The sequence below is a fragment of the Methylomicrobium lacus LW14 genome (assembly GCF_000527095.1).
Taxonomy (GTDB): Bacteria; Pseudomonadota; Gammaproteobacteria; order Methylococcales; family Methylomonadaceae; genus Methylomicrobium; species Methylomicrobium lacus.
Window position 1 is genome coordinate 2,697,870 of the sequence record NZ_AZUN01000001.1, and the last position, 24,220, is coordinate 2,722,089.

The window sequence follows — 24,220 nt, forward strand, 5'->3', positions numbered from 1 at the left end:
GGAAAGCTCATGGATTTCAAAGCCTTGCTCGCACTGATGGTGCAAAAGAAAGCCTCCGACCTGTTCATTACCTCAGGCCGCGCGCCGACGATCAAGGTCGACGGCTCGATGGTCGAAGTCTCCAAAAATCCGCTGACGCCCGAACAGGCGATGAAAATCGTGCTCAGCATCATGAATCAGCGGCAAAAGGACGAATTCGACAATACCAAGGAATGCCAGTTTGCGATCAGCCTGCCTGACCTCGGCCGCTTCCGGGTCAGCGCCTTCATGCAGCGCGACGCCGCCGGCATGGTCTTGCGCCGGATCGAAAACCACATTCCCGACACCGAAGCGCTGCATTTGCCACCGGTGCTGAAAGATCTGATCATGGAAAAACGCGGCCTGGTGATCTTCGTCGGCGCGACCGGCACCGGTAAGTCGACCTCGCTGGCATCCTTGATCAAACACCGCAACCAAAACACCAGCGGCCACATCATCACGATCGAAGACCCGATGGAATTCGAACATCCGCATTTAGGCTGCATCGTGACCCAGCGCGAAGTCGGCGTCGATACCGAATCGTATGAAGTCGCGTTGAAAAACACCCTGAGACAGGCGCCCGACGTGATCCTGATCGGCGAAATACGGACCCGCGAAACGATGCAGAACGCGATCACCTTCGCCGAAACCGGGCATCTGTGCTTATCGACCCTGCATGCGAATAACGCGAACCAGGCGATCGATCGTATCCTGCATTTCTTCCCCGAGGACATGCACCCGCAGTTGTTCATGGACTTGTCGCTGAATCTGCGCGGCATCGTCGCGCAGCAATTGATCAAGCGTGCGGACGGCAAAGGGCGTTATCCTGCGATCGAAATCCTGATCAACACGCCGCTGGCGAAAGATTTAATCCGTAAGGGTGAGGTGCACAAACTGAAGGAATTGATGAAACAATCGCGCGAACAGGGTATGCAGACCTTCGATCAGGCCTTGTACGATCTGTATGTCGCCGGCAAGATCAGCTATGAGGATGCATTGAATTCGGCCGATTCGAAGAACGAAGTCCGCCTGATGATCAAGCTCGGCGCGGAAGGCGTCAGCAGTTCGGCCGGAGACAACATGGTGCTGACCGAGACCGAAGAGGATACGGGCAAGTTGTTTTAATGCGCTGCCGGCGCCGAGGCTTCGGCGCCGGCAGAAAGACCTCGATTTTCGATGACCCCGGACGGTTCCGGGGTCATCGAAACAGGAAAGATCAGGCCGAATGAGCCTGCACGGGAATGGACGAAGCGGTGCGAATCACTTCGTTCCTTTCGTTAAAATAAATCAGCGCCGGCTTATAATCGGCCAACTCATTCTGGTCGTAAACGGCATAGGCGCAGATGATCACCACATCGCCCGCGCAAGCCAGCCGCGCGGCCGCGCCGTTGACCGAAATGACGCCGGACCCGGCTTCCGCGCGAATCGCATAGGTCGTGAAACGCTCGCCGTTATTGACATTGTATATCTGGATCTGTTCGTACTCCCTGATCCCCGACAAATCGAGAAAGTCGCCGTCGATTGCGCATGAGCCTTCATAGCCGAGTTCCGAACGTGTAACGGTCGCCCGATGAAGTTTCGCTTTCAGCATCGTAGTTTGCATAATAACCCGATATAAAATAGCTTAATAAACCCTCAATTATCGCTTATTCCCGTGAATCCGGCAAGATAGGACCACGCAGGAATACGCATAGAAGGCGCCAAACCTATCTTTCGCCGCCGAACGCGGACGAACTGATGCGCGAGATTCTGCCACTTCACTATTAATTTACTTCGAAAAACAAATATTATCAATCAGCCGCGTCTTCCCCAGCCTCGCCGCGGCCAGAATCACCAGATCGCGGTCTTCGAGCGCTGCCGCGGCCAAATCCAGGCTCCGGCAGATCGAAAAATAGTCGGGACGGAAACCCGCCGCAGACAAAAACGCCTGCGCCTGCCCTTCGATGTCCGCATAGGCGGCGCCGGACAACACAGCTTCTTTCGCCGTACACAAAGCCTGGTAAAGCTTCGCGGCATTGGCTTTTTCCGCAGCGCTCAAATACCCGTTCCGGGAACTCATCGCCAGACCGTTGGCTTCACGAACCGTCTCGACCGGCACCAGCTCGACCGGCATGTTCAAATCCCCCACCATCGTCCGGATGATCACCAATTGCTGATAATCCTTCAGACCGAAAAAGGCCGTATCCGGCTGCACGATATTGAACAATTTCGCGACCACGGTCGCCACGCCGTTGAAATGGCCGGGCCTAAAGGCGCCGCAATGCAGGTCCGACAAACCCGCGACACTAACCACCGTTTTCGCCGCCGAATCGTACATTTCCCTGACCGCCGGCAAAAATAACAGATCGGCCCCGGCCGCGAGCAATCTTTCGCGGTCTTCGGCTTCGGTGCGCGGATAAGCCGCGAAATCCTCGCCGACGCCGAACTGGGTCGGATTTACGAAGATGCTGACCACGACGCGCTCGGCCCGCCGCCGCGCCGCATCGACCAGGCTGATATGTCCGGCGTGCAGATTACCCATCGTCGGCACGAACGCAATCCGGTCTCCGGCGCGCCGCCAGGCTCCAATGATCGTTCGCAATTCGGCTATCGCAGTGACAGTTTGCATGACTAAAAACTGTGCTCCAGGGCCGGAAAACGGCGTTCTTTGACCGCCCGGCGGTAGTTGCTTAGCGCCTCGGCGATTGCGACCGGCGGCTGCATGAAATTCATTGAAAAACGCGGCCGCTTGCCGACGCCGATGTCCAGCATGTCGTACAACACCAGCACCTGGCCGTCGCAGTCGACGCCCGCGCCGATGCCGATCACCGGAATCGCCAACTGCGCGCTGATTTCGGCGGCCAGCTTCGCGGGCACGCATTCGAGCACCAGCAGAGAGACCCCGGCTTCCTGGAGTTTTTGCGCATCGGAAACGATCTTGTCCGCATCGGCGGCTTCGACGCCCTGCACCTTGTAGCCGCCCAGCCGGTTGATCGACTGCGGCTGCAAGCCCAGATGGCCGCAGACCGGAATGCCTTGGTCGATCAGGAAGCGAGCCACCTCGAAGCGCGCGCCCTCCAGCTTGACCATCTGCGCGCCGGCCCGCATCAGTTTGGCCGCATTGACCGCCGCGCCGAGCGGGTCCGGATAAGTCAAAAACGGCAAATCCGCGATCACAAACGCGCGCCGGCGCGCGGCCGCCACGCAGCGGGTATGGTAAATCATGTCGTCCAGCGTGACAGTCAGCGTCGAAGCCTGGCCCTGGAACACCATGCCCAGAGAGTCGCCGACCAGCATCATCTCGATGCCGGCCGCATCGATCAAGGCGCTGAAGCTGGCGTCGTAAGCGGTCAAACAGGCGATTTTCTCGCCTTGCCGCTTCATCGCCGCCAAATCATGAATCGATAAGGGTTTCTGCTGCATTTCACGCCATCCTTTCGAGCCCATCCAGCGGGCAGTTTGCGACCAGGTCGGCAATCGGCCCGAGCCCCGGCACCCGCAGATCCGGCGCGATTTCGTGCAGCGGATACAACACGAAGGCCCTCTGGCTCAGCCCCGGATGCGGCACCGTCAGTTCGGAAGTCTCGATGCGTTGTTCGTCGTAGATCAACAAATCCAGATCGAGCGTGCGCGCGGTCCAGCGCAGAGAAGTTCTGACCCGCCCATGTTCGTGCTCGATGCGCTGCAATTGATGCAGCAAGTCCAGAGCCGCCAGGTCGGTCTTAACCGCCATTACCGCATTGATATAATCGGGCTGATCCTGAGGCCCCATCGGCGAACTGCGGTACAGGCTCGAAAAAGCCAGTTCGCACATGCCCGAAATCGCCGCGCAATCGGCGCGCGCCGAGCGGACTTGTGCGACGGGATCGGCCAGATTGCTGCCCAGCCCGATGTAGGCGGTGACAGCGCCGGTGAATGCTTTGCTCATCTCTAAAATGCCAACTTGCCTGGGGTCAATGTGGGAAGTTAATTTTGACCGAATCCTTAGCGCGCGAAAATAAGCGGCTATGCCACACTAAGGGGACGGATTTTCGTTCGGTCCGGTATTTTTCTTTTTGCTGCTGCGCCTACGGCGGGTGCGGCTGTTTTTCAGATTCCGGGACGGCTGCGTCATCTTTTTTTGCATTGCCTCATCGGCCAGCTGGAATTGTCCCCACCAGTCGGCCAGTTCGGCTTCGGCATCGCCGCTTTGCGCGCGGATCACCAGGAAATCATAAGCGGCGCGAAAACGCGGATGCGTCAACAGGCGCGCAGGCTTCGGCCCGAGTCGTTGCTCGAACTTCGGCTGCAAACTCCACACTTCGCGCATCGCGATGCTGATATGCCGCGGGAAGGCGGTGCTTTTGACCTGATGAGCCAGCACTTCGCCGACCGCGCTCTGGAATGCGTTATAGTCGTCCATGCCGCGCTCGAGGTTGAGCTTGACCTGCATCTTGACCGGTTCCCATAAAAACGCGGCAAACAGAAAATAAGGCGTCACCGTCTTGCCTTCGGCGATCCGGTTGTCCGAGTTTTGTAACGCCTTGATCAGCAGAAGCTTGGGAAAGCCGTTTTCCTCGACCGCGAGGCTTTTCTCGGTATCCGGGAACAATACCTGAAACAGCCCGTAATGCCGCAGCATTTCGAACGTTTGCAGCGCATAGCCGGACAAAAACAGCTTCAGCACCTCGTCATAAAGCCGCGCGGAAGGAATGCTGTAAAGCAGTTCGGCGGCGTCGTGCATCGCATTCTGGCAATCGGCATGCAGGTTGAAACCCAGTTTGACCGCAAAGCGCACCGCGCGCAGCATCCTGACCGGGTCTTCGCGGAATCGTGTGTCCGGGTCGCCAATCAGCCTGAGCGTAGCGGCTTTGTGATCGTCCATGCCGCCGGTATAGTCGACGACCGAAAAATCCTTGATGTTGTAGTACAGCGCGTTGACCGTAAAATCGCGGCGCCAGACATCCTGCTCTATCGTGCCGTACACATTGTCGCGCAACAGACGGCCCTCGTCATTGGTGACCTGATTGTCGTTCTGCTGATCGCCCATGCCGCGAAAGGTCGCCACCTCGATCACCTCATGACCGAAATGCACATGCGCAAGACGAAAGCGCCGACCGATCAGGCGGCAATTGCGAAACACGCCCTTGATCTGTTCCGGATGCGCATTGGTCACCACATCGAAATCTTTCGGCTCGCGCCCGAGCAATAAATCACGCACGCAACCGCCGACCAGATACGCCTCATATCCCGATTTTTGCAGACGATACAGCACCTTCAGCGCATGATCGCTGATCTGGGCCCGAGAAATCGTATGTTCGGGACGCGGGTAAATTCGAACTTGCGGCGCTTCGGGTACGGATTTGCCGCCAGTTGATTTAACTATTTTTTTGAAGAAGTTTAAAATAATCGACATTCCCTGGTTATTGTTATTTGTCTAAATCATATCATTTCACGCCTGATAGCCCAACAGGCACTATTCTTTGATAATCGATTCGGATATAGTAAAATGATTTCCGGAAGCTAGCAAACCCATCCTGATTGGCACGGCATTGAATCTGCATCAAGGATCAGGATATTATCTTTTTTATTCACCGGCGCGCATTCACTAACACGTCTGACGAGATGGCTATGTACAGAAAATTAATTAACGGTTTTATCGACAACCCGCTGGTAAGCAGCATTTTGGCAGTGGACTTTCTGCTGCTGCTTTTCATTCGTCCGCCGGTCTTCTTTTCCTTAATCTTGCTGGGTACGCTTGCCGGTTGCAGCATGTACATCGGCCAAAAAACCGCCCTGTTCAAATAATTGCAGTTGCCGGATCGAAGCGCTGCGTTGCCGGGCGCCGATGCCGCGCCCGGCCTCTTCCGCCGTCTGGCGGCCATCGTTTATGATGCGTTTTTACTGGCCGCGGTGCTGTTCGTCGCGACCGCCTCGATATTGCCGTTCAATGCGGGCGCGGCCTTTACGGCCGAGCAATTTTTCTACCCTGCCTATCTGCTCGGCGTCAGTTTCCTGTTTTTTGCCTGGTTCTGGACGCACGGCGGCCAAACCTTAGGGATGCGCGCCTGGAAAATCAAAATCCTGACCTTTGACCGTGATCCGATCAGCTGGCGTCAGGCCGCACTCCGCTTTGTCTCGGCGCTCTTGTCCTGGCTGTTTTTCGGGCTCGGCTTCTGGTGGATTGTTTTCGACAAACAAAAACGCGGCTGGCATGATCATGTGTCCAAAACCGCGGTTTATTTCGAATCCCATTCCCCCACCCGATAAATCCGCACACCAGGCAAGCCGGCTTGCAAGAGGAACGCGATAGCGGGCATGCTGCCCGCCCTAGTATAACTGATCCGCTTGTTTCGCGCGATCCTATTGCCGGCGGAAGCCCGTCAATCGCCGCTTAACAGCCGCCTCGGTCCCTCTCGTTATCCCCAAATGCGGCCCTATGCGCTATTTTGTTGTGTTGAACGCTTAGCCCCATCCTGTCAATTTGGACACGCGATACCTAAAGGGACACCCTAATGACCGAGTCAAGCCCCCTCACCCCGCTGGACAGCGGCATTGCCGTCATCCATTCGAACCAACTCGAAGAGCTCCGCGATGTCGTCGCGCACTGGCTGCGCCAACATCCTTTGATGCCGCTGGAGCAAGAAGTCTTCCTGGTGCAAAGCAACGGCATGGGACAATGGCTGAAGCAGAACCTGGCGCAAAACTCCGCGCTGAGCGTTGCGGCTGCAATCCAGATGCAGCTGCCCTCGCTGTTCATCTGGAGCGTTTATCGGGCGGTATTGGGCGAAAAAATTCCGCTGGAGCAACCGCTCGCGAAAGCCCCGCTGACCTGGCGGCTTTATCGCTTGTTGCCTACCCTTGTATCCCAATCCGGTTTCGAAACTCTGAAGACATTCCTGGCCGATGACCGCGACAGCCGGAAACGCTACCAGCTATCCGAGCAGCTCGCCGATTTGTTCGACCAGTATCAGGTGTACCGTTCGGACTGGCTGACCGATTGGGCCAAAGGCGAAAATGTCCTGCGCGACTCGCACGGCAAAGACCAATCTATCCCGGACGCGCAGTGCTGGCAGGCCGACTTGTGGCGAGCGGTACTGGCCGATTTAGGCAGCGAGACGGTCGCCCCCTTCGCCAGCCGGGCTGCCGTGCACGCGCAGTTCATGGACCGCATAAAAACACTGAAGGACCGGCCGCCCGGACTTCCGCGCCGGATCATCCTATTCGGCCTGTCTTCCTTGCCCCAGCAATCGCTCGAAGTCCTGGAAAAGTTGGGCAAGTTCTGCCAGATCGTGCTGTTCGTGCACAATCCCTGCCGGCACTACTGGGCCGACATCATCGAAGACAAGGACTTGCTCAAGGCCGAACGCCGCCGCCAGACCTATAAAGATCCCGCAAAAATTTCAAATACCGGCGATCTTCACCTCGACGCACAGCCCCTGCTGGCGGCCTGGGGCAAGCAGGGCCGCGACTACATCCGCCTGCTGGACCATTACGACGAGAAGCAACGCTACCAGGACTGGAATTGGCAGGACAACAAAATCGACCTGTTCGTCGATTACGGCGAGTCTCCCGACCGGCGCACCTTGCTGCAGCATCTCCAGCAATCGATCCTCGACCTGGAACCGCTGCCTTCCCCGCCGGCCCTGCTGGAGCGCGTCGACGACTCGATAGTCTTTCATGTCGCGCACAGCCGGCAGCGCGAAGTCGAAATCCTGCACGACCGGTTGCTGGCGCGCTTCGAAGCCTCTGCGAAGAAGGATTCCCCCCTTTCGCCGCGCGACGTGATCGTAATGGTGCCGGACATCAACGCCTACGCGCCCCATATCCGGGCCGTCTTCGGCCTCTATCCGTCCGACGATCCGCGCCATATTCCCTACAGCCTGGCCGACCGCCAGCAGCGCGGCAACGATCCCTTGCTGACCGCGATCGAGTCCCTGCTCGATTTGCCCGACTCGCGCTTCACGGTCAGCGAATACCTCGACCTGCTCGAAGTCGGCACGTTGCGTGCTCGTTTTAAAATCGAGGAAAGCGCGATCCCCAAACTGCATCAATGGATCGAGGAAGCCGGCATCCGCTGGGGGCTAAACGCCGAACAGCGCGCCCGGATCGTCAACATGCCGAAACTGGAAGCGAATACCTGGCAATTCGGCCTGCGCCGGATGCTGCTGGGCTACGCGGTCGGCGCCGGCGAAGCGTTCGGCGGCATCGAGCCTTACGAGGAAATCGGCGGCCTAGACGCCCAATGGCTCGGCGGCCTGGCCTTCCTGCTCGAAGCGCTGGAAAACTATGCTCGAAGGCTCGCGCAGCCGCAAAGCTTTTCCGACTGGCGGCAAACCCTGCAAAGCCTGCTCGACGATTTCTTCATCGCCGGCGGCGAAGCCGAACGCAAGACCTTGGATTCCTTGACCGAGGCCCTGGAAACGTGGGGCCGGCACTGCAAACAGGCCGGACTCGGCCCGGACGACAAGCTGCCGATCCAAGTGGCGCGCGAAGCCTGGCTGGCCGGCGTCGACGAACCGTCCCTGCACCAGCGTTTTTTGAGCGGCAAGGTCAATTTCTGCACCCTGATGCCGATGCGGGCGATTCCGTTCCGTCAGATTTGCCTCTTGGGCATGAACGACGGCGATTATCCGCGCAATCAGCAGGTGAACGGTTTCGACCTGATGAGCCAGCGCGGCCAGTATCGCCCGGGCGACCGCTCGCGCCGACAGGACGACCAATACCTGTTCCTGGAAGCCTTACTGTCCGCGCGGGAGCAGCTTTATATCAGCTGGATCGGCCGCAGCATCCGCGACGACAGCAAGCGTCCGCCGTCGGTGCTGGTCGGCCAGTTGCGCGACGTACTGGCGCAGGGATGGGTGCCGCCAAACGGCAAAAAACTGCTTGACGAGATCACCGCCTGCCATCCGCTGCAACCGTTCAGCCGCAAGTATGTAACCAAAACCCAGGACCCTGGGCCGGAACTGTACACCTATACGAAGGAATGGTTTTCGGAAACGGCTGTGGCCGAATCGGACGAATCGGCGCCTGTCCCGGCGAATGAAAAACCCTTGACCTTCTCGCCGGAATTCCTGGCCAGCTTTTTGAGAGCGCCGGTCAAGGAATTCTGCAATTTCGCGCTGAAATTCGGCTTCGACGACGAAACGGTCACCAGCAAGGACCACGAGCCTTTTCAGTTCGAGGCTCTGCAAGCCTACATGTACAGCAATCGTTTGCTTGATGCGATAAAAAACACGAACCCAGACGATGTCGAGGCATTTCTTGACCACCAGCAAACCGTGATGGCGCAAAAAGGCGAGCTGCCGCTCGGCGGTTTCGCGAAAGCCTTCTATACCAGCCTGACCGAGCCGGTAAAAACAGCCTGGGATAATTACCAGGCACTGCTTTCGGATTGGCCCACCGGGCGGGAAGCTCATGTCATAACGTTGCGGCTCCAGCCAAAGGAAGGGCCGGTAGTGGAACTGACCGGCGAACTCAGCCAGCTGCGCCGGCATCGCGACCATGAAAAGCTCGCGTTGGTGTATCTGACCGTGCAGTCGTTGAAGCCAAAAGAAGGGATCAAATACCATAATCTGATGAAATACTGGGTACTGCATCTAACCGCCTGCGCAGAAGGATTGGAGCTTGAAACCTATGTGGCCGCAGCGGACGGCATACTCAAAATAAAATCGCTTGACCGGGCAGAGGCGTCAGACCAGTTGCAAACTCTGTTATATGCGGTGTATCAGGGCATGCGCGATCCGCTACCGATCGCCTGCAAGACTGCGTTCGCCTGGCTGTCCGCTCTGGATAAGGACAAAGCACAACAAGATAAGGCGATGGAAAAAGCCCGAGACTGCTACGAAGGCAGCGATTGGAAAGACGGAGAGGTGGCTTATGATCCCTATCTGGCGCGGTTTTTCCCGACCTTCGAGGAACTGCGTCAAGCCGACTCCGACATAGGCTTCGAATTTTGGACCGAAACGCTATACGGTCCTATTTTTGATCCTGACCTTATCACCCATTATTCATTCGCAACGGAAGCGCAATCATGACAGCGGCCATCCCGTTAAACCCCGTCGATTTTCCCCTGTCCGGCGTCCGCCTGATCGAAGCCAGCGCCGGAACCGGCAAAACCTATACGATCGCGGCCTTGTATGTACGGCTGATCCTCGGTCACTCCCCGAACAATGCGGCACCGGAACGCCAACTATTGCCGCCGGAAATCCTGGTTGTCACGTTCACCGACCCGGCGACGCAGGAACTCCGGGAGCGTATCCGCGACCGCCTGAGCCAGACGGCGCGCTTTTTCCGCAAAAAATCCGTCAAAACGGACCCCTTTCTGGAAGCCGTACGCGCGGATTTCCCCGAAACCGCGTGGCCTGCCTGCGCCCATCGCCTGGAACTGGCCGCCAACTGGATGGACGAAGCGGCGATTTATACCATCCACGGCTGGTGCAACAGAATGCTGCAGCAGCATGCGTTTCACAGCGGCAGCCTGTTCCGCCAGGAAGTCAATAACGACGACACGGAGCTTTTGCACGAAGTTGTCAAGGATTACTGGCGCAACTTTTACTATGACGTGGAGGACGATCCGGATATCGTTCAACTTTACAACCATTTCAGCCATCCCGACGCGTTGCTGAATGATCTCAAGGCGCACCTGAACAGCTCGGACCCGATCGACCGCTGCCTGGAGAATCATCCCGATATCAAATCCCTGCTGGCGTCGGTAGATGATGCCAAGCTGCAGGCGCTGAAAGCCCTGAAAGAGCCATGGAACCGCTGGGCAGGTGAAGTAAAAGCCCTAGTTGAAGACGCGGTTAAAAATAAAGTCCTTCCCGCCAAAAACTATAAATCCAACCATGTTCGAGATTGGTTCGACAAAATCACCGCCTGGAGCTCGAACCCTATGGAAGGGACGCTCAATCTCGGCAAAGGCTTCGAAAATCTCTCCCCCAGCGGAATGCAGAGCCTGGCCGACCCTGGCAAAATCCTGCCCATGCATCCCGGCTTCGACGCAATCGCCCTATTACCCCAGCAACTCGCGTCGCTCCCCAAACTGAAAGTCGAGCTGATGAAGCATGCAATTCACTGGATACGGGAACGTTATGACCGCGAAAAGCAGCGCATGGCCCGGATGACTTTCAACGACATGCTGACCCGCCTGGATAACGCGCTGCAAGGACCCAGCGGAGAGTCATTGAAAAAGACGATCCGCCAGCAATACCCGATCGCGCTGATCGACGAATTCCAGGATACCGATCCGATCCAGTACCGGATATTTTCGGCCATCTACCCGGCGGACACCGAAGACGGCGCGGGCTGCTTTATGATCGGCGACCCGAAGCAGGCGATCTATTCGTTCCGCGGCGCCGATATTTACACCTATCTGAAAGCTCACAGGCACACGAAAGGACGCCGTCATACACTGACGACCAATTACCGCTCCACAAACGCCCTGGTCGAGGCCGTCAACCAGGTCTTCCTGTATGCGGACGGCAAACATCCGGCCGGGGTTTTCCGCTTCAGGCGCGAGCAGGAAAATCCCCTGCCTTTCCTCGAAGTCGGCGCAAAGGGGCGAGAAGAGGAATGGCAGATCGATCATCGACTCGCGCCTGCCCTCACATTTTGGCTTTTGAACGAGGGAAAAGCGGTCGGAATGCCGGAGTACCGTGAAAAAATGGCCGAAGCCGCCGCCAGCGAGATCGTCAGGCTGCTGGAGCGCGCCCAGGCTGGGCAGGCCGGATTCCAATCGTCTGCGGACGGCCTTACGCCCTTGAAACCGTCGGACATCGCGATCCTGGTCCGCAGCGGCACCGAAGCCAGAGCGATGCGCAAGGCGCTTTCGAAGCGAAACCTGCGCAGCGTCTATCTTTCCGAGAAAGAGTCGATTTTCAGGACACAGGAAGCCTCCGACCTGCTGATCTGGCTGAAAGCACTAGCCGATCCGCGGAACGAGCGCAAGGTTCGTGCGGCGCTCGGCACCGCCACCTTCGGCTGGCCTTACCGGAAGCTCCATCGACTGGCCCAAAACGAACCGGAGTGGGAACTGCAACTGGACCGCTTTCTTGTCTATCACAAGCGCTGGCGGCAAGACGGCATCCTGCCGGCCTTGCGGCAGCTGATCGACGACTACGGGCTGTACGCGCGGCTCAGTCAGGATACAGAGGGCGAGCGCATCCTGACCAACATGCTGCATCTGGCCGAGCTGATGCAGCAGGCCGGCAGCCAGCTCGAAGGCGAACAGGCGCTGATCCGCTACCTGACCGAGTCGATCGCAAACGGGAGCGGGCGGTTGGGCAACGAAGAGATCATCCGGCTCGAAAGCGACGCCGACCTGATCAAGATCGTCACGATCCACAAATCCAAGGGACTCGAATATCCGCTCGTTTTTCTGCCCTTCATCTGCAGCTACAAGGAAGTCACCGGCAAAGCCTCGCATTACCGCTACCATGACGAACAGGACGACGACCACCGGCTGATCATCGACCTCGACAAGAGCGAGGAGAACAAGCAAAAACACGACGCCGAGCGCCTTCAGGAAGATTTGCGCCTGCTCTATGTCGCGATGACCCGAGCGTGCCATGGCTGCTGGCTGGGCATCGCGCCGGTCAAATCGACCGGCAAGGAGTGTCAGCTGGATAAATCCGCAGTCGGTGCGCTGCTGAACTGGAAATTCGATACGGAGATCGAAAAGCTGGGGACGCAGCTCGCCGAGCTCAAAGGCGATTGCGCGGCGATCGAAATCACCGCACTACCCGCGGCCAGCAATGCGCAGTACATACCTCCGACCGAGTCCGGGCATATTCATCCGGCGCGCACGGTCAAAGCACGGATTCCGTCCGACTGGTGGATCGCCAGCTACAGCGTGCTTTCGACCGAAGACAAACCCCAGGCGGAACAATCCCCTGCCGCCGGCACCCCGAACGAGCCCGAAACGGCAAGGGACGACAAGCGCAGCGACGAAACGGAGCCGGACACGGGACCTGTCGCCGCGACCGGGATTCACGCCTTGCCCCGCGGCGCCGCCCCCGGCGTGCTGATCCACGACCTGCTCGAACGCTGCGCGCGCCTCGGCTTTGCGGAAATTCACGCGAAGCCGGAACTGGCGAGCGAGTGGATACAAGAGCGTTTCGCGGCCAAAGACTGGGCCGGCAAACACGGCGTGGTCGCCTCCGCGTTGTCGGACTGGCTGGCCCTGCCCCTGCTGGAAAGCGCGGACCTCTGCCTGGGCAGGCTGGCGCCGGGCGCCTATCAGCCCGAGCTGGAGTTCCTGATCGGCGCCGAACACGTGGATGCCCAGGCCTTGGACCGCCTCGTAACCCGGCATACTTTTTCCCATGCGCCCCGCCCGGCGCTGCTGCCCGCGCGGGTGAACGGCCTCCTGAAAGGCTTCATCGACCTGGTTTTTGTGCACGAGGGGCGCTATTACGTGGCCGATTATAAATTCAACAGCCTCGGCGGCGGCGATACGGCCTATACGCCGGAAGCCTTGACCGCGGCGATGCTCGCGAAACGCTACGACCTGCAGGCGGCGCTGTACCTGCTCGCCCTGCACCGCCATCTGAAAGCCAGATTAGGGGAAAATTACGACTATGACGCCCATATCGGCGGCAGCCTCTACCTGTTTCTGCGCGGCTGCCAAAGCCCGACGCGCGGACGCGTGTTCGTGAAGCCGCCCAAAGCGCTGATCGAAGGACTGGACAGACTCTTTACGAAAAGAGGCGCGGCATGAACCCGGATACGTCCGTACTGACGAAAATCGACCGCTGGGTCGAAGCGGGCTGGCTGAGCCAGTTGAACCGCGCCTTCGCGCGTTTCCTGCGGGAACTGGAGCCGAATGCGGACGATGCGCTTCTCTGGGCCGGCGCGCTGGTCAGCCATCAGCTCGACCGGGGCGAGGTGTACCTGGACCTGAAAAGCCTGTCACAGCAGCCCGGCCTGACATTGGCAATCCCGAGCGACGAGGACTGGACTTCCCGCTCCGAATCCGCGAAGGCGGAGCTTGCGGCGCTCAAAACATTGCCCCTGTCGCAATGGCAATCCGATCTCCAGAAATCCAAGCTGGTTTCGACGGGAGAAGGCAATACGCCGCTGGTGCTGGACGGCAGCCGCCTGTATCTGCGTCGCTACTGGCAATATCAACAAACGCTGGACCGGTGCATTCAGGACCGCCTGGCGCCGGCCCGCCTTGACCTGCCCGAAACCTTGCTTGAACAGATAGACGCGCTGTTTCCCGGCAGACCCGAGCAGCCGCAGCCGGACTGGCAGAAAATCGCCTGCGTGCTGGCGCTGCGCTCGCGCTTCGCGATCATTACTGGCGGCCCCGGCACCGGCAAGACCACGACATTGACCAAACTGCTTGCGCTGCTAATCCAGCTTGTAGAAGTCGAATCGCCCGGCGCGCGCAAACCGAATATCCTGCTGGCCGCGCCGACCGGCAAGGCCTCGGCGCGGGTCAGCGAATCGATCGCCAATGCGCTGAAGCAGCTCAATGTTGATGACAACATCAAGGAAAGCATCCCCAAAAAAGCCGGCACGCTGCACCGCCTGCTGGGCAGCCGCCCCGATTCCCGCCGCTTCAAGCATAACCGGCACAACCCGCTCGCCGCGGACATCGTGATCGTTGACGAAGCCTCGATGATCCATCTGGAAATGATGGCCTCCTTGCTCGAAGCGTTGCCGGACAACGCGCAGTTGATCCTGCTCGGCGACAAGGACCAGCTGGCATCCGTCGAAGCCGGCTCGGTGATGGGCGATCTGTGCCGGGACGCCGAAAACGCGGCCTATGATAATGACGCCCGCGCCTGGATCGAAAAATATTCCGGCGAACGGCTCCCGCCCTCGGCAGCTCCGGGCACGCACATCAACCAGCAAACCGTAATGCTGCGTTACAGCCACCGCTTCGGCGAACACAGCGGCATCGGCCGGCTGGCGCGCGCGGTGAATGCGGGCGACAGCATCCAGGCGCAAGCCATCCTGAACGATACGGCCCGCTTCAAGGATCTGCTGCCTGCGACCGCCGCCGACTATCTGCGGCTCAGAACCCGGCCGGAGCCCGATGCGGCCGACGCCCTGCTGAAAAAACTGGTCACGGCCAATGCCGGTTTCAATGCCGAAGGCAAGCCGAATCCCGGTCAAGGCTACGGCTACTACCTGGACGCGATCCGAAACCGCCCGGCCGGCGATCCCGCTTCCTACAATGACTGGGCCGAACGGGTCCTGGCCGCGTTCGACGCCTTCCAGGTGCTCTGCGCGCTGCGGCGCGGCCGCTGGGGGGTGGAAGAAATGAACCGGCGCATTGAAGCCTGGCTGTTTCCGAAGCTGGCGTCGGGGCTTTGGTACGAAGGTCGGCCGGTGATGATCACCCGCAACGACTATAACCTGAGCCTGATGAACGGCGATATCGGCATCGCGCTTTATGATCATACTGGCAAACGGCGGGTAGCTTTTCCCGCCGACGACCCGCTGGCCGAAACCCGAATCCGCTGGCTGTCGCCGATGCGCCTGCCCGATGCGGAAACCGCGTTCGCGATCACGGTGCACAAATCGCAAGGCTCCGAATTCAATCACGTCGTGCTGGCCCTGCCCGAAACCCGAAGCCCGGTTTTGACCCGCGAGCTGATCTACACCGGCATCACCCGGGCCAAGGAAAACTTTACCCTGCTGGAAAGCCGGGAAGGTGTTTTCGATCAGGCCGTCAAGGCGCGGATGAAAAATCCTGTAGACTCCGGCTGAATAAACTTCGCCGGACAGGGCATGTTGCTCCGTCGCAGAGTTTCCACACGCTTTGGGCTAGCGGCAGCCTCAAAACGAAGGAGACGGGATTGCAAATCCCGTCCCGCTTAGTCGATGCCGTGTTTGCGGATGTCCGCCTGGTTTTTGGTTTCGTCCCATTCGAATTTCATGACAAATACGCCTGCATAATCACCTGCGTTTTAGCTGGAGCGGCGACGACATTATGCAGCCTGCCTGGAATCAGCCGCGGTCGCATACCGATACAGCGTTTTGGGTTCTATATCAACCCTGCCGTCGTTAAATTCCAAACATTCCCACTCCGGATTTATACGCGCCGTCGACAACGCATCCGGGGCCACATAAGCGCCGATCAATTCATGCAAATCGGCCTGCTTAATCTCCCCGTTCTCAAAAGTCAGCATAAAACGATAACCTTCCAGATGCTCAAAGCGTTTGAGTTTCATGAGTTACTCCAGTGGTTGAATGGCATGGAAATTTTGAGTATCCCACATTTCGATTAATTCATCTTGATGCAACTCCGCCCATTCCCTGACCAACTGGCGGCATTTTTTAGGAATGCTCCCGTCGATGATGTTGAGGTTGATCAACTCCATCACCGCTTCATGCTCGCCGTATTTAATATGGATATGGCGCGGCGGGTGCTCTCGGTCGATCAGATACATTCTGATAAGAATTCCATAGAAGCGGCAAATTTCGGGCATTGCGGTTTTCCGTCATTCTTTTGGCGTCATAAATACCGCTGCATGACCGCCTGTTTTCTGGACGGGGCGGCGGCGCTGGTTTGTTCGAGTTGTTCGATTTCGGCGAGGAAACGCTGTTGTTCGGACAACGGAGGTAACGGCACTTTGAGGTGGCGCATTTTAGTGGCATTGATGCTGTTTTGGCCTGTGGGTTCAAAACTCAAAGCCAACAATAATTCCTTTAGGTTATCCTGATTCATCATTCCTATTGCAGAGGGATATAGAAAACCCGGATTGTCCGGGTTTCCGCAACATTGGAAACTTTACGTTCCGGAGCTATTGGTCACTGGATTATAGCGCATTCCCCCTGATGCCGCGCCGGATACCCACAGGGCACAAGTGCGCCACGCTTATCCGGCCTACGGAATTTCATATCGCCTTGGCAAAACCCAAGGTCCTGCCGAGAAAAAAAATCTCAATGCTTCAGCATCTTAACCGCGAAAACGACCCAACGCCTCCGAAAGTGATTGAATTTACAAAAGCGAATGAGCCAGAATACCTGCCATCGCAGTCCACTTTACGGCATGACGAAACACAATCTGCATACGAGAAGCCCATGAAAGAGATCATTCGAGGAATCAGACGCCATCATCTGCAACGACTGAAAAAAACCCGCGCCTTCGATCATGCGATCGGCGCAAGCCGGCATGGCGATTCGGCCACGCTGGGCCGGCATGTGAATGCGCCCGCCAAGTGCAGTTGCTGGATGTGCGGCAATCCCAGGCGTTATTTCGACGAGAAAAGCCGGCAGGAACGTATCCAGGATGAAAAGTTTGCCGCCGACTCTGCAATGATGGGCGCGGTGAACTTTGATGAAAGAACTCTGTAGGGTGCGGTGAGGCACGAACCGCACCGATCGCGAACGATACCCTAAAGGGCACTTGGTGCGGTTCCCTCCGTTCACCGCACCCAACGAGATCTTGGCATGAAAATAGGAAGCAAAAAATAAATTTAGGAAACTACGAAATGAATGACTTTATAACCGAAGAAGAAAAAAACAGCCTGTCTGCAGAAAAAAATTTAACTCAAGAAAGCCCCACTCCAGCACCTACCCAACCCAAGCCAGCCCAATTCAAAACAGGAACTAACGAGGCATTTCGTGGCCTTGGAGCACTTGAACCCTATCAACGCTGGTCTATGTTTGACGTAATGAAAGATGAAGCCCAAAAAGGTCGTGCCACTCGGCTTGTTACAACTATCTGGAATCTTCACGGTTCGCCAGATGAAAATGGTCGTCACGAGGCTATATATCGTGACGAGCACGATGGAACGTATTGGTACCGAGTAGGGAAGCCAATCCCAGGCGAAAGTAATAACTGGACTGCTCACTGGGATAACCTGGAGTTAGCGCTCAACCAAGGGATACCTATCAAGGGAATACTCAAAGATGGGGCCAGCAGGAATTGCAGCCCAGACCACACCTTCGACTGCGGTCCCGCACGCTATGAGCAGGATGATAAGGCTCTTTGGCTGCAACTTAAACCTGGCCCTTTCGGCATAGGGTGTGATGTCAATACCATAGATATCCACTCGATTACGACTGACAAAACATTAGGCAAAGAGATTGAACCAAAAAACACAGAAGTAAGCAAACTCATGACAAATAAAACATCTCTAAATCAAATTCTGTTTGGTCCTCCGGGCACAGGAAAAACCTATGCCACGATCGATGCCGCGCTTGAAATTGTTGATCCGGAGTTTTTGGCCAAACATCCAGAAGTATCCGGTTCGGATTGGAAAACTCAATGTGCGCGAAGGGATAAGTTAAAACAGCGTTATGATGCTTTGGTAAAGGAAGGTCTAATCCGCTTTGTAACGTTCCACCAGAGTTTCAGCTATGAAGACTTTGTGGAAGGGTTGCGGGCAGAAACCAATGACGAAAATCAGTTAGAGTATTTGGTTGAGCCCGGTATATTTAAGCGCTTATGCGATAATGCCAGAACGCAAGGTGTTCAGCCTGAGCTTGGCATCCGTAGGGACCCCATTATCTGGAAGATTTCTATCAATGGTACTGGGCAAAATCCGACAAAGACATACTGTTTTAATCATGGCGAGGCGCGGATTGGATGGGGCCAAACTGGTGACTTACGCGAGTCATATACCCCAAACGATTATTACAATGATCTGAGCGCAAAAAACCAAGGAACATTAAAGTACTTTTCCGAGAAAATAGAGAAAGGTGACATTCTGGTATGCATCCATTCAGCGGAAACAATCGCTGGCGTGGGTGTGGTGACAGGAGAATACTATTACGAGCAAAATGTACCAAGTGAAGTCGATCGTAAAAACTACAACCATGTTCTGCCTGTGAACTGGCTGTATCGGGATTTACAACTTCCGATAGACCCACTTAACGACGGTAAACGATTTACCCAACAGACGGTGTACCCGTTGCGGTTGAAATGGGGAGATCTCTTATCTCACATTGAAAAATTCGGTGTTAATCCGGCCGTATCCGGGGTGGTGACCGATGTGCATAAACCTCACGTTTTAATTATTGACGAGATTAACCGGGGTAATATTTCACGTATTTTCGGCGAGCTCATAACTTTAATCGAACCATCTAAACGAGAAGGAGCCGATGAAGCTCTTAAAATCACTTTACCTTACTCCAAGAATCCCTTCAGTGTTCCATCCAACGTTTACCTGATCGGCACGATGAACACGGCCGACCGCTCGCTGGCCGGTTTGGATATCGCCTTGCGTCGCCGCTTTACCTTCAAGGAAATGCCTCCCAAACCGGAATTGCTCGATGACATCGTAATTGAGGGAGGGAATGACGAAGTGAACATCGGACAGATGCTACGCAAAATGAACGAGCGCATCGAAGTACTGCTGGACCGCGACCATTGTTTGGGTCATGCTTATTTCATGTCCTTGAAAAAGAACAAGTCCATGGAAAAACTGTCTTTCATTTTCCGCCAGCAAATCCTGCCTCTTCTGGAGGAGTATTTCTTCGAAGACTGGGAGAGGATTGCCTGGGTTTTGAATGATCACAAAAAAACCGATGGGCAAAAGTTTTTGCAAAAAGCATCGTCTGACCCTAAGAGCTTATTTGGCGACGACTTCACGGGGAACGTGCAGGATAGGCGCTGGCATATCAATGAGGATGCATTCGGCAAGATTGAAAGCTATCGCGGAATTCTCGGAGCGCTCGAATGACACCCATCGTCGTGCGCGAATATGCGCGGCTCACGACCGATGACTCGATAGAAACCAGCCTGGACCGAGCCTGCATCCCTCAATCGGCGTTCGATTGGCTGTGCCGACTGTCCGCCGGTTTCAGAACAAACGGCGCCTCGCTGCTGCATCTGGAGAATCGCCAGTGGCTGCGCCTGGACAATTTTGTCGGGATCGTGGAGACGCCGTGCGGCACGTTGTTGGAAATCCTGCCCAAACATACCGAGGCCTCCGGCGAAGCCGCCATCGAGGCCTCCCGCAAATTGTTGATCAAGATGCTGGAGGTGGCGCTCGATCTGCCGGCGCGCACCACCGAGAAAACCCATATCCAGACCTATCGCCATCCCCTGCTGGAATGGGTGATGAAAGAATTCGTGCTGGCCCTGGATCACTTGCTGAAACGCGGTTTGCGCTTCGATTACCGCCGCGTCGAGGAAGAACAGCGCTACCTGCGCGGCCGGCTGGACATGAACAAACAGTTGCGCCAGCCGCCGGGGCGCGCGCATATTTTCAATATCCGCCATGACCTGTTTCTGGCGGACCGCCCCGAGAACCGCCTGCTCAAGTCGGCCCTGATGCGTATCTGCGGCTTGACCCAGGAGGCCGATACCTGGCGGCTCTCCCACGAACTGGCCGGATTAGTGGCCGAAATCCCCGATAGTCAGAACATCGCCGCCGATTTTCGCCAGTGGCGAAGCGACCGTCTGATGGCGCATTACCAGCCGGTGCGCCCATGGTGCGAACTGGTGCTGGGCCAGCACATGCCGTTGGCGATGCGCGGAAAAACGCACGGCATCAGCTTGCTGTTCCCGATGGAAAAATTGTTCGAGCGTTATGTGGAAGTCAAATTGCGCCAGCGGCTTCCCGCTCAATATACTCTGAAAGCGCAAGCAGCTAGTCAATCGCTTTGCATCCATCAAGACAAAAACCTATTCCAGTTGCGGCCCGATTTTCTGATTCAAAGCCGTCAGAAAACCGTGTTGGTGCTGGACACCAAATGGAAACTCCTCTCGGCTGCGGATAGCGAGAATAAATACGGCCTGAGCCAGAGCGATTTCTACCAGATGTTTGCCTATGGGCATAACTATCTGCCTGGCGAGGGCGACATGATCCTGATTTATCCGAAAACCGAGAATTTTCCGGAGACCTTGCAGCCATTCAAGTTTTCAGAAAAATTGCGTTTATGGGTAACACCGTTCGATCTCGAAAAGGGCGAAATGCATTGGCCGAATGACATAAAAGCAAGCCTCTTCAATCCGTTACGGATTGCGGGATAACAAGACCTTTAACCGAAGATCGACTTTTTGGGGTTGCTATTATCCTTTATTTATGTAGCACGCGGCACTAGAAACCATTCAAGGCCATCATGAGCCTATGAGTAAACCTGGATCGGGATTTACTTTCTTGCCGTTACGGGAATTGGCAAGAGCTTTAGCTGTAATGGTTTCAAGCCGCTCCGGCGTGTACGGAATCCCTTCGCCACGATCAAGCTGGTCGTCGCCGATCTGCACGGCCGCCCGAAGCGCCGCCAGTTTTTCATCCTCTTCCCGCATCCGGCGAATGGCGTCACGGACGACTTCGGAAGCGTTGCTGTAAAAGCCTGTGCCGACCTTGCTTTGAAGATATTGCTCCATTTCGGCCGATAAGTTGATGTGCATGGTAAACCTCTATAATATACAAGATATTTACATAAAACATACATGATAAGTAGAGCCTTTGACAAGGGATTTCTCGATTTGTCATTTAATATTACTTGTGTAGATCTTGGTCAGAACCAAGACACGGCCGAAGGAAACGCTCGATGCCTTGATCGAAGACGCCAGCAATTAGGACTCTCATGGGTCAGGCTGTTGACAGCCCCGCGTATATTTTCAGTTTTGATTCAGCAAACTGATGTAACGTTAACCAATTTTTCAATTTTATCTTAGTGTCATGGAAAACCTTAAACGCCTGACCGTTCCTTGTCCAGCCCTGACGAATTCGCTATTTTTAATCCTGTTTTGCAATACCGCGTTGTGGCACGAACTCTTTAAGATCAAAGGCGGCCTATCCCTCGACACGCTCTTGTTCTATGCGCCATTTTTCCTGGTGTTAACGCTGCTGTTAAAATTGTTTTTCACGCTCTTCCGGCTGAAATATCTGTTTAAGGGCGTTCTGGTTTTATTTTTATTCGCCTCTGCAGCGATCGATTACTTCATGGTCAACTATGGAGTCGTGATTGACAAAAGCATGCTGCAAAACGCGCTGGAAACCAATACCGGTGAAGCATTCGAACTGCTGAATTGGAAGATGCTGGGGTATTTGATCGTGCTAGGCGGCATTCCCGCAGCTTTGATTGTGCGGACGAAGATCGCCTACCAACCTTTGCCACGACAATTATTGAACAATCTCAGAACCTTACTCGTTTGCGCGGCTTTGATCGGGGGACTCGGCTATTTCTTTTACGGCGATTACACGTCGATTTATCGAAACCACCGTGAACTGCGCTACTTGATTAACCCGGTCAATTTGGTGGATTCTTCGGTTTCCAATCTGAAACGCAAACTGAAAGGCCAACACGCGCTGATTCCGCTGGGCGCTGATGCAAAAATTACCGCCAACCCGAATCCATCCGGTAAAAAAAATCTGACCGTACTGGTCCTCGGCGAAACGGCGAGGGCGGCAAATTTTGCCTTGGACGGCTATCCTCGGCCAACGGACCCTTATTTGAGCCAACAACAGGTATTGAGTTTTACCAACGTGCATTCTTGCGGCACCGCGACCGCGGCATCCGTTCCTTGCATGTTTTCCAACCAGGGCCACGACCATTACGATCCGGCAAAAGCCCAATATACCGAAAACGTCTTGGATGTCTTGAGCCATGCCGGGGTCAAAGTGTTATGGCGCAATAATAACGACGGCTGCAAAGGCGTCTGCAAGCGGGTGGCGAGCGAGGATATTTCGCATTTAAAACTCGCCAACTTATGCAACGCGGAGGATTGCTACGATGAAGCGCTGCTGTATCAACTGCAGGCCTATGTGGATAAATTAACCAGCCATGGTGTGATCGTGCTGCATCAAAAAGGCAGCCACGGGCCGGGTTATAACCTGCGTCATCCGGCCAATTTCACCGTTTTTAAACCCGAATGCGAGCAGGACAATTTAAACGATTGCAGCCATCAGGAAGTGGTTAACGCCTACGATAACACCATTGCCTATACCGATTATTTTCTAGCCAAGGTCATCGAATTTTTAAAGAAAAATTCGGCTAAATACGATACCGCGATGCTCTATGTATCCGATCACGGCGAATCGCTCGGTGAAAATAATGTCTTTCTACACGGCCTGCCCTACTTTATCGCGCCGGACGAACAGAAGCATGTGCCATTGATCACCTGGTTTTCACAGGATTTTATTCGGGATCATAAAATCGATTCGGCGTGTTTGCGGCAGCATAAAGACAGCCCTTATAGCCACGACAACTTGTTTCACTCCTTATTGGGCTTAATGGGAGTGCATACGCAGGTTTATGATGCCAAGCTGGATATTTTTGCCACGTGTAAAGCGTAAACACCTGCCGCGGTGAATAGATAGACTCATCGCGACTATTCGACAGGCGCCTCGACCGTCACGACATCGCCGATTTCCTTGCCGCTCAGCGTCCAGGCAATCGGCAAACCCTTCAAGATATGAAGCGGTGACCGCTTCTTACTCTCGATCATCCAATTTCTGATCCGCTTCTTCCTCGCAAGACGAAAACGGGGGTCAGCCAAGGCCTCTCCTTGCTCCCAATAGCTTGACAAGACCTAACCAAAATCCCTCCGCTTACGCCGAAACAGGGGCAGCCCTTTCATCTGGACTAATGCGCTATCCCGCCGATTTTTATCCTGTAAATTGAGCCTAAGCGCAGTCAGAATGCGTGGTCACCCGAATGCAGGCAATCTCAAGGCAAATCAATGTACATGTATTGTACAATAATATCTTGACAAAAAATCGCAGCCCGGTAAACTTTCATTTACAGAATATAAATTTTCGACCCTTATATTGCCGAATTGTCGCCGCTTTTATTTTCTGTAGTGCTTGGCACTTAATATCCTCCCCTCAAGCCTCCCTTTCCCCCAAAGGGAGATTTTTTGCAGACGGTTGAAACATGTTGACGACGCCATCGATAAGCCTGACAATCCTGAAAAAATGTGTCGAGATGAATTTCTACCTATCCGTCATCGTGCTGATAGCGTCCGGCATCCTGTCGCTCTCGGATAACGGCTCGATCTTCGAGTTTCATACCGATCTTTATGGACCACTGGCAAATAATCTGCGCATGATGCTGGTTTATCTGGCTTTGACGGAAATTTTTCTGTGTATCGGCTGCTTTTTTTCAGGCAATACCCATTATTTTATGCTGGTCGGTTTATCTCTGACGCTGATGTCCGGGTCTTTACAGGTTTACAGCTTGATCAACGCTATTGAAGTGGATCCCAATTTATCGCTTTTTTTCGCCTATACCGGCGTATCCCATCTTGCTTTCGGCCTTTCGGCACATCTGCTGAGAGCGAATCGCCCGCACATCCAAACAAGATCCCCCCGGTCTTCGTAAATCC

The 24,220-nt window shown here is 55.4% G+C and carries 20 protein-coding genes; 11 read left to right on the forward strand and 9 right to left on the reverse strand.

Annotated features, from left to right (window positions below; all coding sequences use genetic code 11):
- The first annotated feature begins 9 nt into the window (after positions 1 to 9).
- Complete coding sequence (locus METLA_RS0112365) at positions 10 to 1,143, forward strand: PilT/PilU family type 4a pilus ATPase (RefSeq protein ID WP_024298847.1); 1,134 nt, start codon at positions 10 to 12, stop codon at positions 1,141 to 1,143.
- A 91-nt stretch (positions 1,144 to 1,234) separates the two neighbouring features.
- On the opposite strand, the gene panD is transcribed toward METLA_RS0112365, so the two are convergent.
- The 5 genes from panD to pcnB form a co-directional block, all read right to left on the reverse strand.
- Entirely contained in the window at positions 1,235 to 1,621 is a 387-nt protein-coding gene (panD, locus tag METLA_RS0112370; protein WP_024298848.1) for an aspartate 1-decarboxylase, read from the reverse strand.
- Between the two features lie 165 nt (positions 1,622 to 1,786).
- Positions 1,787 to 2,626 (reverse strand): pantoate--beta-alanine ligase, encoded by an 840-nt coding sequence (gene panC, locus METLA_RS0112375; protein ID WP_024298849.1) that lies wholly within the window; start codon positions 2,624 to 2,626, stop codon positions 1,787 to 1,789.
- Between the two features lie 2 nt (positions 2,627 to 2,628).
- Positions 2,629 to 3,420 carry a 3-methyl-2-oxobutanoate hydroxymethyltransferase gene (panB, locus tag METLA_RS0112380; protein ID WP_024298850.1) on the reverse strand — a complete coding sequence of 264 codons (792 nt, stop codon included), beginning with the start codon at positions 3,418 to 3,420 and terminating at the stop codon, positions 2,629 to 2,631.
- 1 nt (position 3,421) lies between these two features.
- Positions 3,422 to 3,925 carry a 2-amino-4-hydroxy-6-hydroxymethyldihydropteridine diphosphokinase gene (gene folK / locus METLA_RS0112385; RefSeq protein ID WP_024298851.1) on the reverse strand — a complete coding sequence of 168 codons (504 nt, stop codon included), beginning with the start codon at positions 3,923 to 3,925 and terminating at the stop codon, positions 3,422 to 3,424.
- 87 nt (positions 3,926 to 4,012) lie between these two features.
- Positions 4,013 to 5,392: a polynucleotide adenylyltransferase PcnB gene (gene pcnB / locus METLA_RS0112390; protein ID WP_024298852.1), complete on the reverse strand. Its 1,380-nt coding sequence runs from the start codon at positions 5,390 to 5,392 to the stop codon at positions 4,013 to 4,015.
- A 215-nt stretch (positions 5,393 to 5,607) separates the two neighbouring features.
- Here pcnB and METLA_RS23240 point away from each other — a divergent pair, with 215 nt between their 5' ends.
- From METLA_RS23240 to recD, 5 genes are all read left to right on the forward strand, one after another.
- Positions 5,608 to 5,784 (forward strand): hypothetical protein, encoded by a 177-nt coding sequence (locus METLA_RS23240; RefSeq protein ID WP_198408470.1) that lies wholly within the window; start codon positions 5,608 to 5,610, stop codon positions 5,782 to 5,784.
- Positions 5,785 to 6,246 (forward strand): RDD family protein, encoded by a 462-nt coding sequence (locus METLA_RS0112400; RefSeq protein WP_024298853.1) that lies wholly within the window; start codon positions 5,785 to 5,787, stop codon positions 6,244 to 6,246. It begins immediately after the preceding gene.
- Between the two features lie 245 nt (positions 6,247 to 6,491).
- Positions 6,492 to 10,013: an exodeoxyribonuclease V subunit gamma gene (gene recC, locus METLA_RS0112405; RefSeq protein ID WP_024298854.1), complete on the forward strand. Its 3,522-nt coding sequence runs from the start codon at positions 6,492 to 6,494 to the stop codon at positions 10,011 to 10,013.
- A complete protein-coding gene (gene recB, locus METLA_RS0112410; RefSeq protein WP_024298855.1) occupies positions 10,010 to 13,696 on the forward strand; it encodes an exodeoxyribonuclease V subunit beta in 3,687 nt (1,228 codons plus the stop codon). The genes recC and recB overlap by 4 nt, the downstream gene beginning before the upstream one ends.
- Complete coding sequence (gene recD / locus METLA_RS0112415) at positions 13,693 to 15,699, forward strand: exodeoxyribonuclease V subunit alpha (RefSeq protein WP_024298856.1); 2,007 nt, start codon at positions 13,693 to 13,695, stop codon at positions 15,697 to 15,699. The genes recB and recD overlap by 4 nt, the downstream gene beginning before the upstream one ends.
- 221 nt (positions 15,700 to 15,920) lie before the next feature.
- Here the strand turns inward: recD and METLA_RS0112420 are convergent, their stop codons facing one another.
- From METLA_RS0112420 to METLA_RS23755, 3 genes are read right to left on the reverse strand one after another with little or no spacing between them, the layout of a single operon-like run.
- On the reverse strand, positions 15,921 to 16,163 hold the full coding sequence (locus METLA_RS0112420) for a DUF2442 domain-containing protein (RefSeq protein WP_024298857.1): 243 nt from the start codon (positions 16,161 to 16,163) through the stop codon (positions 15,921 to 15,923).
- Between the two features lie 3 nt (positions 16,164 to 16,166).
- The gene (locus METLA_RS0112425) at positions 16,167 to 16,421 is read right to left on the reverse strand and encodes a DUF4160 domain-containing protein (RefSeq protein WP_024298858.1); all 255 of its coding nucleotides are present in this window, start codon (positions 16,419 to 16,421) and stop codon (positions 16,167 to 16,169) included.
- 26 nt (positions 16,422 to 16,447) lie between these two features.
- On the reverse strand, positions 16,448 to 16,663 hold the full coding sequence (locus METLA_RS23755) for a restriction endonuclease subunit S (RefSeq protein ID WP_024298859.1): 216 nt from the start codon (positions 16,661 to 16,663) through the stop codon (positions 16,448 to 16,450).
- Positions 16,664 to 16,839: 176 nt separating this feature from the next.
- Here METLA_RS23755 and METLA_RS23350 point away from each other — a divergent pair, with 176 nt between their 5' ends.
- The 3 genes from METLA_RS23350 to METLA_RS0112445 all read left to right on the forward strand — a co-directional run bounded on the left by METLA_RS23350 (position 16,840) and on the right by METLA_RS0112445 (position 20,917).
- The gene (locus METLA_RS23350; RefSeq protein WP_206740952.1) at positions 16,840 to 17,289 is read left to right on the forward strand and encodes a hypothetical protein; all 450 of its coding nucleotides are present in this window, start codon (positions 16,840 to 16,842) and stop codon (positions 17,287 to 17,289) included.
- Positions 17,290 to 17,426: 137 nt separating this feature from the next.
- Positions 17,427 to 19,622: an AAA family ATPase gene (locus METLA_RS0112440; protein WP_024298861.1), complete on the forward strand. Its 2,196-nt coding sequence runs from the start codon at positions 17,427 to 17,429 to the stop codon at positions 19,620 to 19,622.
- A complete protein-coding gene (locus METLA_RS0112445) occupies positions 19,619 to 20,917 on the forward strand; it encodes an McrC family protein (RefSeq protein WP_024298862.1) in 1,299 nt (432 codons plus the stop codon). The genes METLA_RS0112440 and METLA_RS0112445 overlap by 4 nt, the downstream gene beginning before the upstream one ends.
- Positions 20,918 to 21,004: 87 nt before the next feature.
- Here METLA_RS0112445 and METLA_RS20910 read toward each other — a convergent pair whose 3' ends face one another.
- A complete protein-coding gene (locus tag METLA_RS20910) occupies positions 21,005 to 21,298 on the reverse strand; it encodes a type II toxin-antitoxin system ParD family antitoxin (RefSeq protein WP_024298863.1) in 294 nt (97 codons plus the stop codon).
- Between the two features lie 274 nt (positions 21,299 to 21,572).
- On the opposite strand from METLA_RS20910, the gene METLA_RS0112455 reads away from it, so the two are divergent.
- Both METLA_RS0112455 and METLA_RS0112465 read left to right on the forward strand, forming a co-directional pair.
- Entirely contained in the window at positions 21,573 to 23,189 is a 1,617-nt protein-coding gene (locus METLA_RS0112455) for a phosphoethanolamine transferase (protein ID WP_024298864.1), read from the forward strand.
- 580 nt (positions 23,190 to 23,769) lie between these two features.
- A complete protein-coding gene (locus METLA_RS0112465; protein ID WP_024298865.1) occupies positions 23,770 to 24,216 on the forward strand; it encodes a hypothetical protein in 447 nt (148 codons plus the stop codon).
- Positions 24,217 to 24,220: the final 4 nt, after the last annotated feature.